The organism is Streptosporangium sp. NPDC048886, from assembly GCF_055586905.1.
This window is the reverse complement of sequence record NZ_JBVJHH010000017.1, coordinates 53590-67386: the sequence shown is the minus strand read 5'-3', so window position 1 is coordinate 67386 and position 13797 is coordinate 53590. Positions and strand designations below refer to the sequence as shown.

At 70.9% G+C, this 13797-nt stretch carries 13 protein-coding genes; 8 read left to right on the top strand and 5 right to left on the bottom strand.

The genetic code is table 11. The features are described 5' to 3' along the window. Position 1: 1 nt before the first annotated feature. The 5 genes from ACZ6R6_RS22070 to ACZ6R6_RS22050 form a co-directional block, all read right to left on the bottom strand. Positions 2-1174 carry an acyltransferase family protein gene (locus tag ACZ6R6_RS22070; protein WP_470096016.1) on the bottom strand — a complete coding sequence of 391 codons (1173 nt, stop codon included), beginning with the start codon at positions 1172-1174 and terminating at the stop codon, positions 2-4. A gap of 115 nt (positions 1175-1289) precedes the next feature. Continuing rightward, complete coding sequence (locus tag ACZ6R6_RS22065; RefSeq protein WP_470096014.1) at positions 1290-2189, bottom strand: dienelactone hydrolase family protein; 900 nt, start codon at positions 2187-2189, stop codon at positions 1290-1292. A 180-nt stretch (positions 2190-2369) separates the two neighbouring features. Further along, the gene (locus ACZ6R6_RS22060) at positions 2370-3467 is read right to left on the bottom strand and encodes a LacI family DNA-binding transcriptional regulator (protein WP_470096012.1); all 1098 of its coding nucleotides are present in this window, start codon (positions 3465-3467) and stop codon (positions 2370-2372) included. Between the two features lie 12 nt (positions 3468-3479). Then, on the bottom strand, positions 3480-4391 hold the full coding sequence (locus ACZ6R6_RS22055; protein WP_470096010.1) for a PfkB family carbohydrate kinase: 912 nt from the start codon (positions 4389-4391) through the stop codon (positions 3480-3482). A gap of 110 nt (positions 4392-4501) precedes the next feature. Beyond that, the gene (locus tag ACZ6R6_RS22050; protein WP_470096008.1) at positions 4502-5503 is read right to left on the bottom strand and encodes an SIS domain-containing protein; all 1002 of its coding nucleotides are present in this window, start codon (positions 5501-5503) and stop codon (positions 4502-4504) included. 329 nt (positions 5504-5832) lie between these two features. Between ACZ6R6_RS22050 and ACZ6R6_RS22045 the strand changes: the two genes are divergently transcribed. The 8 genes from ACZ6R6_RS22045 (at position 5833) to ACZ6R6_RS22010 (ending at position 13779) form a co-directional block, all read left to right on the top strand. After that, positions 5833-7152, top strand: a complete 1320-nt coding sequence (locus tag ACZ6R6_RS22045; RefSeq protein ID WP_470096006.1) for an ABC transporter substrate-binding protein — start codon at positions 5833-5835, stop codon at positions 7150-7152. Between the two features lie 27 nt (positions 7153-7179). Further along, entirely contained in the window at positions 7180-8067 is an 888-nt protein-coding gene (locus tag ACZ6R6_RS22040; protein WP_470096004.1) for a carbohydrate ABC transporter permease, read from the top strand. Continuing rightward, complete coding sequence (locus ACZ6R6_RS22035) at positions 8061-8897, top strand: carbohydrate ABC transporter permease (protein ID WP_306861045.1); 837 nt, start codon at positions 8061-8063, stop codon at positions 8895-8897. The genes ACZ6R6_RS22040 and ACZ6R6_RS22035 overlap by 7 nt, the downstream gene beginning before the upstream one ends. A 352-nt stretch (positions 8898-9249) precedes the next feature. After that, positions 9250-9822, top strand: a complete 573-nt coding sequence (locus tag ACZ6R6_RS22030) for an RNA polymerase sigma factor (RefSeq protein WP_470096002.1) — start codon at positions 9250-9252, stop codon at positions 9820-9822. Further along, positions 9815-11167, top strand: coding sequence for a CU044_5270 family protein (locus ACZ6R6_RS22025; protein WP_470096001.1), 1353 nt, complete (start codon positions 9815-9817; stop codon positions 11165-11167). The genes ACZ6R6_RS22030 and ACZ6R6_RS22025 overlap by 8 nt, the downstream gene beginning before the upstream one ends. Before the next feature lie 104 nt (positions 11168-11271). Continuing rightward, positions 11272-11406, top strand: coding sequence for a hypothetical protein (locus ACZ6R6_RS22020; RefSeq protein ID WP_470096000.1), 135 nt, complete (start codon positions 11272-11274; stop codon positions 11404-11406). Between the two features lie 69 nt (positions 11407-11475). Further along, the gene (locus tag ACZ6R6_RS22015) at positions 11476-12372 is read left to right on the top strand and encodes a CDP-alcohol phosphatidyltransferase family protein (RefSeq protein ID WP_470095998.1); all 897 of its coding nucleotides are present in this window, start codon (positions 11476-11478) and stop codon (positions 12370-12372) included. 144 nt (positions 12373-12516) lie between these two features. Beyond that, positions 12517-13779: a glycosyltransferase family 4 protein gene (locus ACZ6R6_RS22010; RefSeq protein ID WP_470095996.1), complete on the top strand. Its 1263-nt coding sequence runs from the start codon at positions 12517-12519 to the stop codon at positions 13777-13779. The last annotated feature ends 18 nt before the right edge of the window (positions 13780-13797 follow it).

The window sequence follows — 13797 nt, the reverse complement described above, 5'->3', positions numbered from 1 at the left end:
CTCACCCGGAGGTCCCGCCCGGCGCGGCCTCCCCCACGGCGGACCCCGGCGCGGGCTCCCGCGCGGGAGACCTGGTCAGCCGCCTGCCGAGGCGCTGGGCGGGGGCCTCGATCAGGCGGTGGGTCAGGTAGCCGAGCGGCACCAGGATGAGGAAGTACAGCGGAAGGCTGGGACTCATCCGCAGCAGGAGCGGGTGCAGCAGGTAGAGGGAGAAGCTGATCACCCCGAGGTGGGCGAGCCCGCGCGGGAACGGCCTGTGCCGCAGCGCGAACGCCGCCGCGAAGAAACCGGCGGCCAGCAGGATCGCCGGCGCCCAGCCGGGGTCGTCCTTGGCGAAGACCCCGCAGGCCAGGACCGTCAGCACGGCGGCGACGGCGGTGCGCCACCGGACCGTCCCCTGCTCGGCGCGGTACACGGCAGTGCCGGCGAACATCATGGCCAGGATGATCAGCCCCTGCCACGCCCCGATCCGGCTGCCCAGGATCACCAGCGCCAGGCCGAGGAGGCCGCCCGCCACCGCGGCGGCCGCGCGCACCCCGCCGCGCGCCCACGCCGACACGGCGATGACCACGATGACCGCGACGCCGAGGAGCGCGGCGGCCAGGTCGGCGCGGCCGCTGATCACCGTGCCCGGCGCCAGGAGGCCGAGGAGTACGGCCAGCAGCGCCAGGACGACCGCGGTCGTGGCCGACCGGTGCGCCTGCCGTACGGTGAACAGCCCGGCCGCCAGCAGGTAGAACGCCATCTCGTAGGAGAGCGTCCACATCACGTCGATAACGGCGGGCACGCCGAGCAGCTCCTGCAGCATCGTCACGTTCCCGAGCACGGCCAGGGGCAGGGGGCGCAGGCCCAGACCGGGGTGGAGGGCGAACGCGCCGGCGTACGCGAGCAGGAGCGCCAGGCCGAGCGCGGCCAGCAGCAGGGGGAGGAGGCGGAAGGCCCGGCCGATCCAGAAGGCCCGCAGATCACCGCGCCGCTCCAGCGAGGCGGGGATGATATAGCCGCTGACCAGGAAGAACACGAAGACGCCCCAGGTACCGACGTCGATTCTGCGGTCCACCTCGGCCCAGATGCCGGGGATGAAGGTCCAGGCGGAATGGTGCAGCGCGACGGCCAGCGCGGCGGGTCCCCGCAGGGCGTCCAGCCAGGCCAGCCGGGAGGGAGTCGGGGCCATTCGCCCGACTTTAGGGGATGTGTACCGGTCCCCGGACCTCACCTCGCCTGTGACGCCACCGGCCGCATGGAGCGCGGCCGGCGACCGCGCCGCCGTCGAGGGTCCTCAGCGGGTCTCAGGCCAGATAGCGGCCGTACCAGTCGAGGACACGCTGGTAGGCCTGGGCGGCGGTCGCGGCGTTGTACCGCGGGCCGGTGTCGTTGAAGAAGGCGTGGTCGACGCCGGGGAAGGTGACGATCTCATACTTCAGGCCCGCCTTTTTCAGCGCGGCCTCCGCTCTGGCGCGGGTGGCGTTGACGCGGTCGTCCTGTCCGGCGTAGATCCCGAGGACGGCGGCCCTGGCGCCGGTGAAGTCGGCGTTCTCCGGCAGCGGGCCGTAGAACGGAACGGCCGCCGCCAGGCGCGGCTCGTCCGAGGAGAGCAGCAGCCAGACCATGCCTCCGCCGAAGCAGAAGCCGACGGCGCCGAGCTTCCTGCCGGGGGCGCGCCGCTCCAGCTCGTCCAGGGCGGCCTTCATGTCCGCGGCGAAACGGTCCTCCGGGACACGGCCCAGGGCCGCGATGGCCTGCGCCGGGTCGCTGAAGGACGCGGTCCCGCCCTCCCGGGAGAGCAGGTCGGGGGCGAGCGAGGAGTAACCACCGGCCGCCAGGCGCCCGGCCACCGACCTGATGTGGTCGTTGAGCCCGCGGTTCTCGTGGATGACCAGCACCGCGCCCCGTGGGTCCGGAGCCGCCGCCCAGGCGCCCTGGAGAGTGATCCCCGCCTCGGGCCCCGGGAAGGTGATCGCCTCGGTGGCCGGCGGGGAGGGACCGGCGGGAGAGGCAGGGGCCGATGACGTGGCGACGGCGGTCGCGGCGCTCTCCCGACCGGCTCCGCAGGCCGCGAGCAGGGCGCTGGCCGCCGGCAGCGCCAGCCCCAGGAGGGCCAGGCGGCGCAGCGCCTCGCGACGCGGGATGAGTCCGTCGGCGTGGTCGACCGCGACCTCTTCCGCGAGATATCGGTGGAAGGGTGTCATCGCTCCACGGTAGAAAGCGGCGATGAAAGGCAGGGCAAACCCGAGTGCCGTGCGCGCTTCCGGGACCTGTCGGCGGCCGGGGCCGCGCGGAACGGTGTCGGCGCACGTCGGCCCCGGCTTCGGCGCGGCGAGGAATGACCCGGCACATGCCGGGCGGGGTCCGAAGGGCCGCCCGGCGTCTCACCCGCCGGGCGGCGGGGCGACCGAGGAGCGCACGACGAGGCGTGAGCGGAGCGTGTGCATCTCGCGGCGGGGCTCGGCCCCCTCGAAGGTGTCGAGGAGCACCTCCGCCGCCTTCGCGCCGAGCTGGTGCACGGGTTGTTCGATCATCGTCAGGGGCGGCTCCATGACCGCCGCCCACGAGCTGTCGTCGAAACCGATCAGCGCGATGTCGCGCGGGCAGGAGAGCCCCGCCGCCCGCAGGGCGCGCAGGGCTCCCGTCACCGCGTCGGTCTCGGTGCAGAACACCGCGGTCATCCGGTCGGGGAGGGCGAGCATGCGGGCGACCTCCTGGGTCGCCCGCTCCTCGGTCTTGCGTCCGACCATCACCAGCTCAGGATCGAAGGGGATGCGCGCGTCGTCGAGCGCGTCGAGATATCCGCGCAGCCGCTCTCCGTCGGTCCACAGGTTGCGGGATGCCTCCGTCAGCAGTCCGCGCCGGGTCGCGGGCGCCTCCGCCGCGGGCGGCCCCCACACGAACCCGACGCGGCGGTGCCCGGCCGCGATGAGCATCTCGACCGCTTCCCGCGCCGCGTCGCGGTTGTCGATGACGACCGCGTCGAGATCGAGCGACGCGATCGCGCGGTCGACGAGCACGACGGGGATGCCCCGGTCCATCGCCGCCCTGATGTGCGCGACCTCGCCGCGGTCGACCGCGGCCGAGGCGATGATGACGCCGTCGACGCGCTTGTCGATGAGCACGTTCGTCGCCGCGATCTCCTCGTCGAGGTCCTCGTACGTGCTCAGCACGATCGTGTCGAAGCCCCGGGCACGGGAGGTGTCGGAGATGCCGCGCACCACGCCGGCGAAGAAGGGGTTGCCGATGTCGGCGACGATCACCCCCAGGGTGTGGCTCACCCCCGTCGACATGCTGCGGGCCAGCGCGTTCGTGCGGTAGCCGAGCTTCGCGGCCGCCGCGAGCACCCGCTCCCGCAGCTCCGGACTGACGTACCCATACCCGCCGAGCGTGCGGGCCGCGGTCGCGCGGCCGACACCGGCCTCGGCGGCCACCTCGGAGATCGTCGGCCGCCCCGCCGCCTGGCCCCGGTCAGCTGGCATGGATCGCGTCCCTCATTTCTCGCGTTCGGAGGCTCGCCACATGCTAGCCACGGCAGGCCGCCCGGCGGGTCGGCCGTGGCCGAACGCGCCCTCGACGAAGCACTGCCCGTAGGCCGCCTCCGCGCCCTCGTGCAGAGCACGCTCGATCATGTGACGCCGCGGCGGGCTGTCGGCGGACCAGCCGCCGCGCAGCAGCGAGACCACGAACCCGGCGAGGAAGGCGTCACCGCAGCCCATCGTGTCGATGATCTCCTGCGGGTCCTCCACCCGGCGCGCCGGGGTCGTGACGGTGACGCGGCCGTCGTGGGCGATCGCTCCGTCCACGCCACGGGTGGCGAGCGCGAGCCGCGCGCCCCGCCGTACGGCCTCCTCCAGGAGCGCGCGCGTGGCGGTCGCGTCGAGGTGGGAGCAGGACAGCAGCACCAGGTCGGCGTGCGGGCAGACGCGGTCGAGGTAGGAGGGGGTGCGGAACTCCTCCTCGCTGGAGAGGTCGAAGCTCACCAGCGTGTCGAGCGCGGCGAGCTTCGGCAGTTCGCCCTCGCTGCCGGAGTACACGCTCGAATGCACGAGATCGAAGGACGACACGTATCCGAGCAGCCCGACGTCGAGCACGAGCGGCTCCCGCACCGTGACCCCGCCGCCGTTCCAGCCGAGGAAGACGCGGTCGCCGTCGTCGACGCGCAGAGTGGAGACGCCGCTCTCCCCGGACCGCACGGCACAGCGGTCGACGGCGACCCCCTGGGCGGCGATCGACTCCCTCAGGAAGCGGGCGAGGTCGTCGTCACCGAAGACCCCCAGGTAACCGGCTCCGAGACCGAGGCGGCGGGCGTAGACGGCGACGTTCACGCTGTTGCCGCCCGGGTAGTCGACGCCGCGGTCGACGAACCGGTCGACGATGTTGTCACCGAAGCCGAGAACTCTCATAGGTTTCTCCTGTGCACGGGCGGCCGGTTGCGGCACGTGCGGGGGGTGGCCGCCGGAGGCCGCACGTGGGGCGCCCCCGCCCGGGCGACCGACCGGGCGGGGACCGGGACTCAGTAGTCCATGACGCGGTAGTAGCGGCGCAGGTCGAGCGAGTGGTCGCGCACCCTCTCAAGGTGCTTGCTGACGCGGCCCATCACGGTGTCGAGCACGAGCGGCGCGAGGAGGCCGCGGAACTCCGGGCTGATCCCCCTGAGCGGGTAGTCGCGCGTGTCGAAGACGGTGACGTCCTTCGAGACGCGCCTGGCGAAGGCCTCGGCGCGGTCGGTGAGGGGGCGCGTCTCGTCCTCCCCCTGGAAGACGATCACACTCGTGTCCTCTTCGAGCAGTTCGAGGGAGCCGTGGAAGAACTCGGCGCTGTGCACCCTGGTGGTGCGCAGCCACTGCATCTCCTCAAGGATGCACATGGAGTACAGGTAGGTGAATCCCCACAGGTTCCCGCCGCCGATCAGGAAGTGGTAGTCGGTGTCCTTGTGGGCCTCGGCGAAGGCGGCCGCCGCGGGCTCGGCCTGCTCGGCCACCTCGAGGAGGATCCGCGGGAGGTCAGCGGCCTCGTCGGCGAACTTCTCGTAGCCGTCGAACTCGCCCCTCCGCCAGAGCAGCCGGCCCATGAAGAGCAGTAGCTGCGGGTCGAAGGGCCAGGTCTTCGGCTCCGTGATGAGCGCGGCGTCGACGTTCTGGGCGATGGGCGAGTCGGGGTAGCCGGTGAAGCCGATCGTGTAGGCGCCCTTGGACCTGCAGTAGTCGATGGCGCGGATGCTGTCGTCGGTGGTGCCCGAGACCGAGGTGAAGACCGCCACCGAGCGTCCGCCGAGGGCCGCGTCGCCCGAGACGAGCAGCTCCGCCGCGATCGCGGCGCGCACGTCGAGGGTGGAACCTCGCCGGGCGAGGTGCTCATACGGCCACATCTGGGCGTAGGTGCCGCCGGCACCGATGAGGAAGAGGTTGTCGAACCCCTCGTCCACGAGCCGATCGACGAGCTCTTCGATCTGGGGGCGCAATGCCACCGCGCTCGCCATCTGCGAGAGGAATTCCGGCTCGTTGAATCCGAGCATCTTCGCGTCCTTTCGGGAATGCTTGCGGCCGGCGCCGCCCTGCGGCCTGATACCGGTATCACGCGGGGATCACGCTGGCACAGGAAGCGTGATCCCGTCAACACCACAGCGGCAGACAGCCGGACAACACACTCTGGCCTGGTTTTATGTAACAGGACGGCGTCATGTCCGGGCACGGAAAATAAGATCTTGATTTCAGGTCTGGTACCGGTATCAGTTCATCTGTACAGTCAGCCCACACCAAGCGGTACGTGTCGGAGACACCCCCACGGCGGATCTGAGGTGCCACAGCACCGGCGGTCCCCTCTCCCCCGAGAGAAAGGAAGCCCATGCGCCCTCGCGCACTGACGACGTTCGCGGCACTCGCCGGGGCCCCGGTGCTCGCCCTCGCCGGCTGTTCCGGCGGGACGGCGGCGGCCCCCGCGGCCGACGTCACCGCCGGAGTGGAGTTCTCCGGAACTCTGAGCATCCTCACCAAGTTCGCCGGCGAGCCCCTCAGCCCCTACTTCGAAGGTCTCGCCGCCGACTACGAGCGGATGCACCCCGGGGTGAAGGTCGAGCTCATCCAGGAGACCGACCAGAGCATCAAGGACAAGACCAAGACCCTGACCGCCTCGGACGCCCTGCCCGACATCTACTTCACCTGGACCGGCAACTGGGCGGAGAACTTCGTACGCGGTGGCCGCGCGGCCGACCTCACCAAGGTGATCGGCCCCGACACCCCGTGGGGAAAGACCTTCAGCAAGGCGTCTCTGTCCGCCTTCGCCTACGACGGCAAGTACTACGGGATCCCCCTCTACAACAACGGCAAGTTCATGGGCTACAACAAGGCCGCGTTCGCCAAGGCCGGGGTCAAGACGCCCACCACCTTCGAGGAGCTCGTCGGCAGCTGCACCGCGCTGCGCAAGGCGGGCTACGAGCCCATCGCCTTCGGCAACAAGGACGGCTGGCCCGCCCTGCACTACCTGCAGCAGCTGTCGGCCTACAACGTGCCGGGCGCCACCCTCCAGGCCGACTTCCACCCCGCGACGGCCAAGCTCGACCATCCCGGCTACCTCGCCGCGCTCAAGCAGTTCAAGACCCTCGTCGACGAGTGCACCGACACCGGCAGCGGCACCAACGGCGTGCTCTACACCTCGGTGCAGGAGGCGTTCGCCAGCGGCAAGGCGGCGATGTACTACCAGGAGGTCCTCGAATTCGACAACGCGACCGCCGCCCGGGGGCTCACCGCCGAGGACTTCGGCATCTTCCCGCTGCCGGTCCCCGCGGCCGCCGGCGGCGACCCCAAGGTGATCGAGGGGGCGCCCGAGGGATACCTCGTCAACGCCAGGTCACCGCGCGCGGCGCTCGCCGTCGACTTCATGAAGTTCGCCACGGGCCTGGAGAACGCCAAGAAGCTCTCCGCGCCGCCGTACGGCCAGCCCAGCACGGTCATCGGCGCCGTCACACCCGAGACGTCGAGCAAGGCCGTGTTCGAGGGCATCGAGGCGGTCAACCGCGCCCCGCAGCTGGCCAGCTGGCTCGACATGGTGACGGTGCCCGAGGTCGCCGACGCGTGGCTGGCCGGCGGGGAGGCCCTCATCAGCGGTGGCATGACCCCCGAGAAGGTGCTCGAAAGCGTGCGCCGGGCCTCGGCGTCGGCCAAGTAGCCCGCGCGGCCGAAGGAGAGCATGCCGGTGCGCACCATCTTTCACAGGGCACTCGGGCTCGCGTGGGTGATCCCCGCACTCGCGCTGGTCGGGGTGTTCGTCTACCTGCCGCTCGTGCAGAACTTCGGGTTCAGCACGCTCAAGTGGGACATCTACAGCGGGAGCCAGGAATACATCGGGCTTGAGAACTACCGCAAGCTCCTCGACGACCCGGTCTTCTGGTCGTCGTTCGGCGACAACCTGCTGTACGCGGTGGTCTCGATCGTGTTCCAGGTGTTCGGCGCGCTCCTGCTCGCCGCGCTCATCGAGAGCATCCGCAGCGAGCGGTGGCGGCGCGGTCTCCGGGCGGTCTACTTCATCCCTTCGGCGATCTCGCTGACCGTCGCGGGCCTGCTCTTCTACTTCATCTACGAGCCCAACCTGGGCCTGCTCAACCACGCGCTCGAAGCGGTGGGGCTCGGGCAGTTCGGCCAGTCGTGGCTGGGCCAGGAGAGCACCGCGATGTTCGCGATCATCGCGATGAGCCAGTGGCAGGGCTTCGGCTACTCCACCCTGCTGTTCGCCGTCGCGATCCAGCGCATCCCCTCGGAGATCTACGGCGCGGCGGCCATCGACGGCACCGGACCGGTCCGCCGCTTCGTCCATGTGACGCTCCCCCTGGTGCGCGAGATGACCGGGCTCATGACGATGGTCACCATCTCGGGCGCGTTCCAGGTGTTCAACGAGGTCATGGTGATGACCAGCGGCGGGCCCGACAACTCGACCCAGGTGCTGGGGACCTGGCTGTACCGCAGCGGTTTCGTACGCAACAACTTCGGCTACGCCGCCGCGATCGCGACAGTGCTCTTCGTGATCACGCTCGGCGTCGCCATGGCGCAGCTGTGGGTCACCCGCAGGAGAAGGGTGGAATGGTGAGTCGCCTGGGCTTTCTCGGCGTGATCGCGCGCCTGTTCATGTGGGCCTTCCTCCTCGGCCTCGCGGTGGTCGTGCTCTACCCGCTGCTGTGGATGGCGCTCAACGGGTTCAAGACCAACGCCGAGCTCTTCGGCAACCCCTTCGCCCTCCCCGTCGACTGGAGTTTCGACAACTACCGCAAGGCGTGGAACCGCGGGGTGAGCGACTATCTCACCACCAGCGTGCTCGTCACCGTGACGTCGACGGTCGCCACCGTGTTCGTCAGCGCCTGGGCCGCCTACGGCCTCACCCGCGTGAACATCCCGCTCAACAAGGTGATCACCGCGGTGATCCTCGGCGGGCTCATGCTCGCCCCCACCGTGGCGCTCGTGCCCCTGGTGAAGATGTTCCAGGCGATGGGCCTGTACAACAGCTTCTGGGCGCTGCTCATCCTGTACACGGCCTTCCGCGTCCCCTTCACCACCTTCCTCATCCGCGCCTACATGCTCGATCTCCCCCGCGAGGTCGACGAGGCCGCCGATGTGGACGGCGCCGGCCGCTGGACGGCGTTCTGGCGGATCATCCTGCCCATGTGCAAGCCGATCATCACCTCGACGGTCCTGCTGCACATCCTCTTCGCCTGGAACGAATACCTCTTCGCGATGGTCTTCACCAGCGGCAGCGGCGTGCAGACCCTCCCGGTGGGCCTGACGAGCCTGATGAGCAAGCACGGCACCGAGTTCCCCGTCGTCTTCGCCGGCATGGTGATCGCGGCCGTCCCGGTGGTGGCGCTGTTCTTCTTCGGCCAGCGCTACATCGTCAAGGGCCTGGCCGACGGGATCGGGAAGTGACGGCGGCACGGCGCGTACGGCGGGCGCCCCGATGACCCGCTCCACCGGCGGCCGCCCCGCGGGACGCCCGGCGTAGGGCGGCGGGAGGCAGGGGGCCGCCGTACGGCGGTCGCCCTCCGGGGCACGCCGCCCGCCTCCCCTGCCGTACGGCCCACCTGGCGTGGACCACCTCGGAGACCGAGGTGGTCCACGCCATTTCCATGACCGGGCACCGCCCTGACAGGGCGCCACCCCCTGCAGGTTTCAGGACATCTCATGAAAAAGACGTGAAGGCAGATCGGCCCTCCGGCGGAATAGAGGTATAACCCACAGAAGGGACACCATGCGAATGGCCGCTCCCCCGGACGTGCCGGTGAGACTCGATGACGCCGCACTCATCGAGCAGTCGTGGCAGCGCCCGGACGTGTTCGCGGTGCTCTACGACCGTTACTTCGGCGAGATCCACCGCTATGCCGCCGGACGGCTGGGCACGCAGATCGCCGACGATCTCGCCGCCGAGACCTTCCTCGTCGCGTTCCGCAAACGGCAGAGCTTCGACCCCGCCCGCGGCGCCGTGCGGCCCTGGCTCTACGGGATCGCCACCAATCTTCTCGCGCAGTACCGCAGGAGCGAGACGCGCAGGCTGGAGGCGTTCCAGCGGGCACCCGCGGACGACGTGGCGGACGGCGGGCACGAGGACAGAGTGACGGCGCGGGTCGCCGCCGCGGGCGCACAGGGGCGGCTCGCGACGGCGCTCGGACGGCTCCCGGACGGCGACCGCGACGTGTTGCTCCTCGTCGCGCTCGCCGAGCTCAGCTACGAGGAGGTCGCACAGACCCTCGACATCCCCTTCGGCACCGTCGGATCCCGGCTCAACCGAGTACGCAGGAAGCTCCGCGCCGCCCTCGGCGGCGTCAACCCCATGATCGGAGGATCCGATGGATGAGCTGAACGACCGGGTGGACGCCGCCCATCCGGCGGATCAGAGCGATCTGGCCGCGGTCCGCGACCTTCTCGCCGAGCCGGGACCCTCGCCCGACGCGCTCGCGGCGGGCCGGGCCCGGCTCATGGCGGCGCTGTCCGCACCGCAGGCCCAGCCCACCGGCCGGGGGCCGGAGACCGGGGAGCGACAGGGGCCGCGGCGGTGGACCGCCGTGGGGGCCGGGCTGGCCGGCGCGGTCCTGGCGGTCACCGCGGTCCTCCCGTCGGACGGCCTGGTCGTCATCTCCCCCGATCCGAGCGCGTCCTCCTCCGATCTGCCGGGCGCGGAGCCGACCGCCCGGCAGATCCTGCTCGCCGCGGCGACCGCCGTGGCCAAGGCCCCCTCCGAGGGCGCCTACTGGCGCACCCGGACGATCACAGGACAGCTGATCGTCGCCCCCGACCGCCACTACCTCATCCGGCGCCGATCCTCCCGGGAGACGTGGCTGGCCCAGCGGCCCGGCGGCCAGAGCCGGTGGATCGACCGGTATCTCGGCGCGGGGCCCGCGACCCCTCGGGACGAGGCCGCCTGGCGTGCGGCGGGCTCGCCCGGCGACTGGCTCTACCCCGCCGACGTCAGGGGCCTCGGCGACGTCCGCTCCGGGGAGAAGGTGGACGGCTCCCCCGGAGAGCCGGTGACCTCCCGGCTGCGCGGCAAGTGGAAGGGGTCGGGCGGGGTCCTGACGAAGGACCTGCTCACCTGGGCCGAGCTGCGCGCGGTCCCGAGCGGACCGGAGGAACTGCGGGCCTACCTGGAGGCGCGCATCATCCGGTACGCGGAGAAGTACGACGGGATGGACCTGGAGCGGGAGATGGAGGCGTGGCTCCAGGGGAGCTGTGTGGAGATCCTCTCCGGCCTGCCGGTCTCGCCCGGGGTCCGGGCCTCGGCCTACCAGATCCTGGCCTCGCTGCCCGGCATGAGGGCCGAAGGCGAGGTCACCGACCCGCTCGGCCGTACCGGCCAGGCGCTCAGCTACGGAGTGGACAGGCGCGAGGGCGAGGCCGGCGACGGGCGCTTCGTGATCGACCCGGACAGCGGGCTGCCCCTCGCCAAGGAGACGAGGAGCGTCGGCAGGCTCGCCGACGACCGGACCGTCGAGGTCGGGTCCTTCACCGCGTACGAGGAGATCGGCTGGACGGACGAGGAGCCCGACCTGGAGGAGTCCTCCTCGGAGGAGCCCGTCCCGGCGGGATCCGGCCCGGAGGGACCCGATCTGGACAAGCACGATCTGGACAGGCCCGATCCGGAGGGCGCCGACCCGGACAGGTCCGGCCCGGCGGGATCCCCCCTGTCCGTCGAGCGCGACTGACCGCCCGGAGTCACCGAGGAATGCCACACGGCTGAGAGATCCCGTGGCGGCTCGGATGGATGAGGAAATATTCCGATGAACACGCTCTTCAGAGGCTGAATCAGATGCCGAAGACAATTCTCGAGCAGTTGGCGGCGCTGTTCGGGGCCTACGACGACCTGCATCTCGGAGATGATACGCATGCGCTCGACCAGTATGAGGAAATGGATGATCCAGAAGAAGTGGACGACGAATTCTGACAACCGCACCCGGTGTTACCCGGAAATTTTCCAGCCTTATCGGGAAGTCAGGTCAAGAGGGTTCGCCGCATGAATTTCACATTGGAAGAGGTGCGGTCGCAGACCTACAAGGCACGGGACGCCTGGTGGACGGTGTTCCTGGTGGATCCCCTGGCGGGCCGGCTGGTGGTCGGGACCGCGAACCGCACCTCGATCACCCCGAACCAGATCACCTGGGGCGCCTTCCTTCTCGGCCTGGGATCGGCCGGCTGCTTCCTGATGGCCGACTGGAGGGGGCTGGTCGCCGGGGCCGCCCTCTATCACCTGAGCTTCGTGCTGGACTGCATGGACGGCAAGATCGCCCGTCTCAAGGGCACCGGGACCGTCCTGGGCGGCTGGCTCGACTACGTCTTCGACCGCATCCGCGTGCTCACCTGCACCCTCGCCCTGATGTGGGGGCAGTACCGGGAGACCGGGCAGGAGCTCTACCTGATACTTGGCATCGCGGTCGTCTTCCTCGACATGCTCCGCTATGTCGACGCCCTCCAGGTGGCGAAGGTCCGGCGCCAGATGCGCCGCAGGCTGAGGCGGGCGGCCCAGGGGCCGGCCGCCGCCGGCCCATCGGCCTCCCCCGAGGATCTGCTGCCGGAGGATGCCGACCCCGACGAGATCAGGGTCCGCACCGCCGAGCCCGTCGACCTTCAGCAGGAGTTCCGCACGCGCTTCGCCTGGTACATCCGGGTCCGCGACTGGCTACGCGACCACCGTGTCCGCACACACCTGGTCAGCGGGATCGAGTTCCAGATGGCGGTGTTCATCGTCGGCCCGCTGGCCGGCCAGATCATCCCGGTCACCATCGGCGCGGCGGCGCTCCTGCTCGTCTTCGAGGCCGCGATCATGTACAAGCTCTGGCTGTCCTCCCGTGACTTCACCCGCGCCCTCGCCGGGATCGAGTGGACGGAGATGCAGCCCACGGCTGGGAACTGAGCGCCCGCCCCCCGTCCGCTCGCCCCACCGGCAGCCGTCCTCCGCGCCCCGGGCAGGACACCAGGATCCGGGCAGGACACCGGCCGCCGGAGAGGGCGCCGGCACCTGGCCGGGGCACCGACATCGACACGAACGGAATGTGATTTGTCGTTCTTACGGCGCGTCGTCGCGAAGGCGCTCCTGAGCGCACTGGAGGCACGCGACCGGCAGCGCGCCCGGTCGGCGCCGCCTCCCGACGGCCACGAGATACGCATCCTGCTGCTGCACGCCAACGGCATGGGCGGCACGATCAGAACCGTCTTCAACCTCGCCGGGCACCTCGCGCGGACGCACGACGTCGAGATCGTGAGCGTGGTCAGGGAGCGCGAGCGGCCCTTCTTCCCCGTGCCCGTCGGCGTCCGCGTCCGCTACCTCGACGAGCGGCTGCCCCGGCGCAGGGGCCTGCTGTCACGCCTGCCCAGCGTGCTGGTGCCCAAGGACGAGACCGCCTACCACCGGTTCACCCTCCGGACCGACCTCGAACTCGTCCGCTACATCCGCTCCCGCCGCCGGGGCGTCCTCATCGGCACCCGGCCGGGCCTGAACCTGATCGCCGCCCGCGCCGCCCCGCCCGAGGTCATCACGGTCGCCCAGGAGCACGCGAACCTCTCGGGCCACCAGCCGGCGGTCCGCAGGCAGATCCTCCGCCGGTACGGCAGGCTCGACGCCCTCGTCACACTCACCCGGACCGACCTCCTCGCCTACGAGCGCGCCTACCGGCGGGCGGGCAGGAGCGGCCCGCGGACGCTGACCCGGATCCCCAACGCCGTAACCCGGCTGGAGGGCGGCATCTCCCCCCTCACCGCCAGGACCGTGGTCACCGTGGGCCGCCTCACCCACGTCAAGGGCCACGACCTGCTGATCCGCGCCTGGGCCCAGGTCCACACCAGGCATCCGGACTGGACCCTGCGTGTCTTCGGCGGCGGCCCGCGCCGGGAGAAGCTCCAGGCGTCGATCGACGGCCACGGGCTGACCGGGCGCGTGCTCCTCGGCGGCTCCGTCAAGGACGTCGGCGCGGAGCTCGGCGCCGCCTCGATGTTCGTGCTCAGCTCCCGCCGCGAGGGCATGCCGATGGTCATCCTGGAGGCGATGAGCAAGGGACTGCCGGTGGTCAGCTACGACTGCCCCACCGGGCCGGCCGAGCTGATCACCCATGGCTCCGACGGGCTGCTGGTCAGGCCGGGGAAGATCCGCGCGCTGGCCGACGCGATCTGCGCGCTCATCGAGGACGAGGAGCTGCGCCGCGAGATCGGAGCCCGCGCCCTGGAGACCGCGGCCGGCTACCGGCTCGCCACCATCGGGGCCAGGTGGGAGGCGCTCCTGTCCGAGCTGGTGGACCGCCACCCCCACCACCGGCGCGAGAGGTGAACACCGCCGGCTCCGCCT

What these genes read in the sequence shown, in the direction of transcription:
- ACZ6R6_RS22070 (WP_470096016.1), bottom strand. Translation starts at nt 1,174, where the DNA reads ATGGCCCCGACTCCCTCCCGGCTGGCCTGGCTGGACGCCCTGCGGGGA.
- ACZ6R6_RS22065 (WP_470096014.1), bottom strand. Translation starts at nt 2,189, where the DNA reads ATGACACCCTTCCACCGATATCTCGCGGAAGAGGTCGCGGTCGACCAC.
- ACZ6R6_RS22060 (WP_470096012.1), bottom strand. Translation starts at nt 3,467, where the DNA reads ATGCCAGCTGACCGGGGCCAGGCGGCGGGGCGGCCGACGATCTCCGAG.
- ACZ6R6_RS22055 (WP_470096010.1), bottom strand. Translation starts at nt 4,391, where the DNA reads ATGAGAGTTCTCGGCTTCGGTGACAACATCGTCGACCGGTTCGTCGAC.
- ACZ6R6_RS22050 (WP_470096008.1), bottom strand. Translation starts at nt 5,503, where the DNA reads ATGCTCGGATTCAACGAGCCGGAATTCCTCTCGCAGATGGCGAGCGCG.
- ACZ6R6_RS22045 (WP_470096006.1), top strand. Translation starts at nt 5,833, where the DNA reads ATGCGCCCTCGCGCACTGACGACGTTCGCGGCACTCGCCGGGGCCCCG.
- ACZ6R6_RS22035 (WP_306861045.1), top strand. Translation starts at nt 8,061, where the DNA reads ATGGTGAGTCGCCTGGGCTTTCTCGGCGTGATCGCGCGCCTGTTCATG.
- ACZ6R6_RS22025 (WP_470096001.1), top strand. Translation starts at nt 9,815, where the DNA reads ATGGATGAGCTGAACGACCGGGTGGACGCCGCCCATCCGGCGGATCAG.
- ACZ6R6_RS22020 (WP_470096000.1), top strand. Translation starts at nt 11,272, where the DNA reads ATGCCGAAGACAATTCTCGAGCAGTTGGCGGCGCTGTTCGGGGCCTAC.
- ACZ6R6_RS22015 (WP_470095998.1), top strand. Translation starts at nt 11,476, where the DNA reads ATGAATTTCACATTGGAAGAGGTGCGGTCGCAGACCTACAAGGCACGG.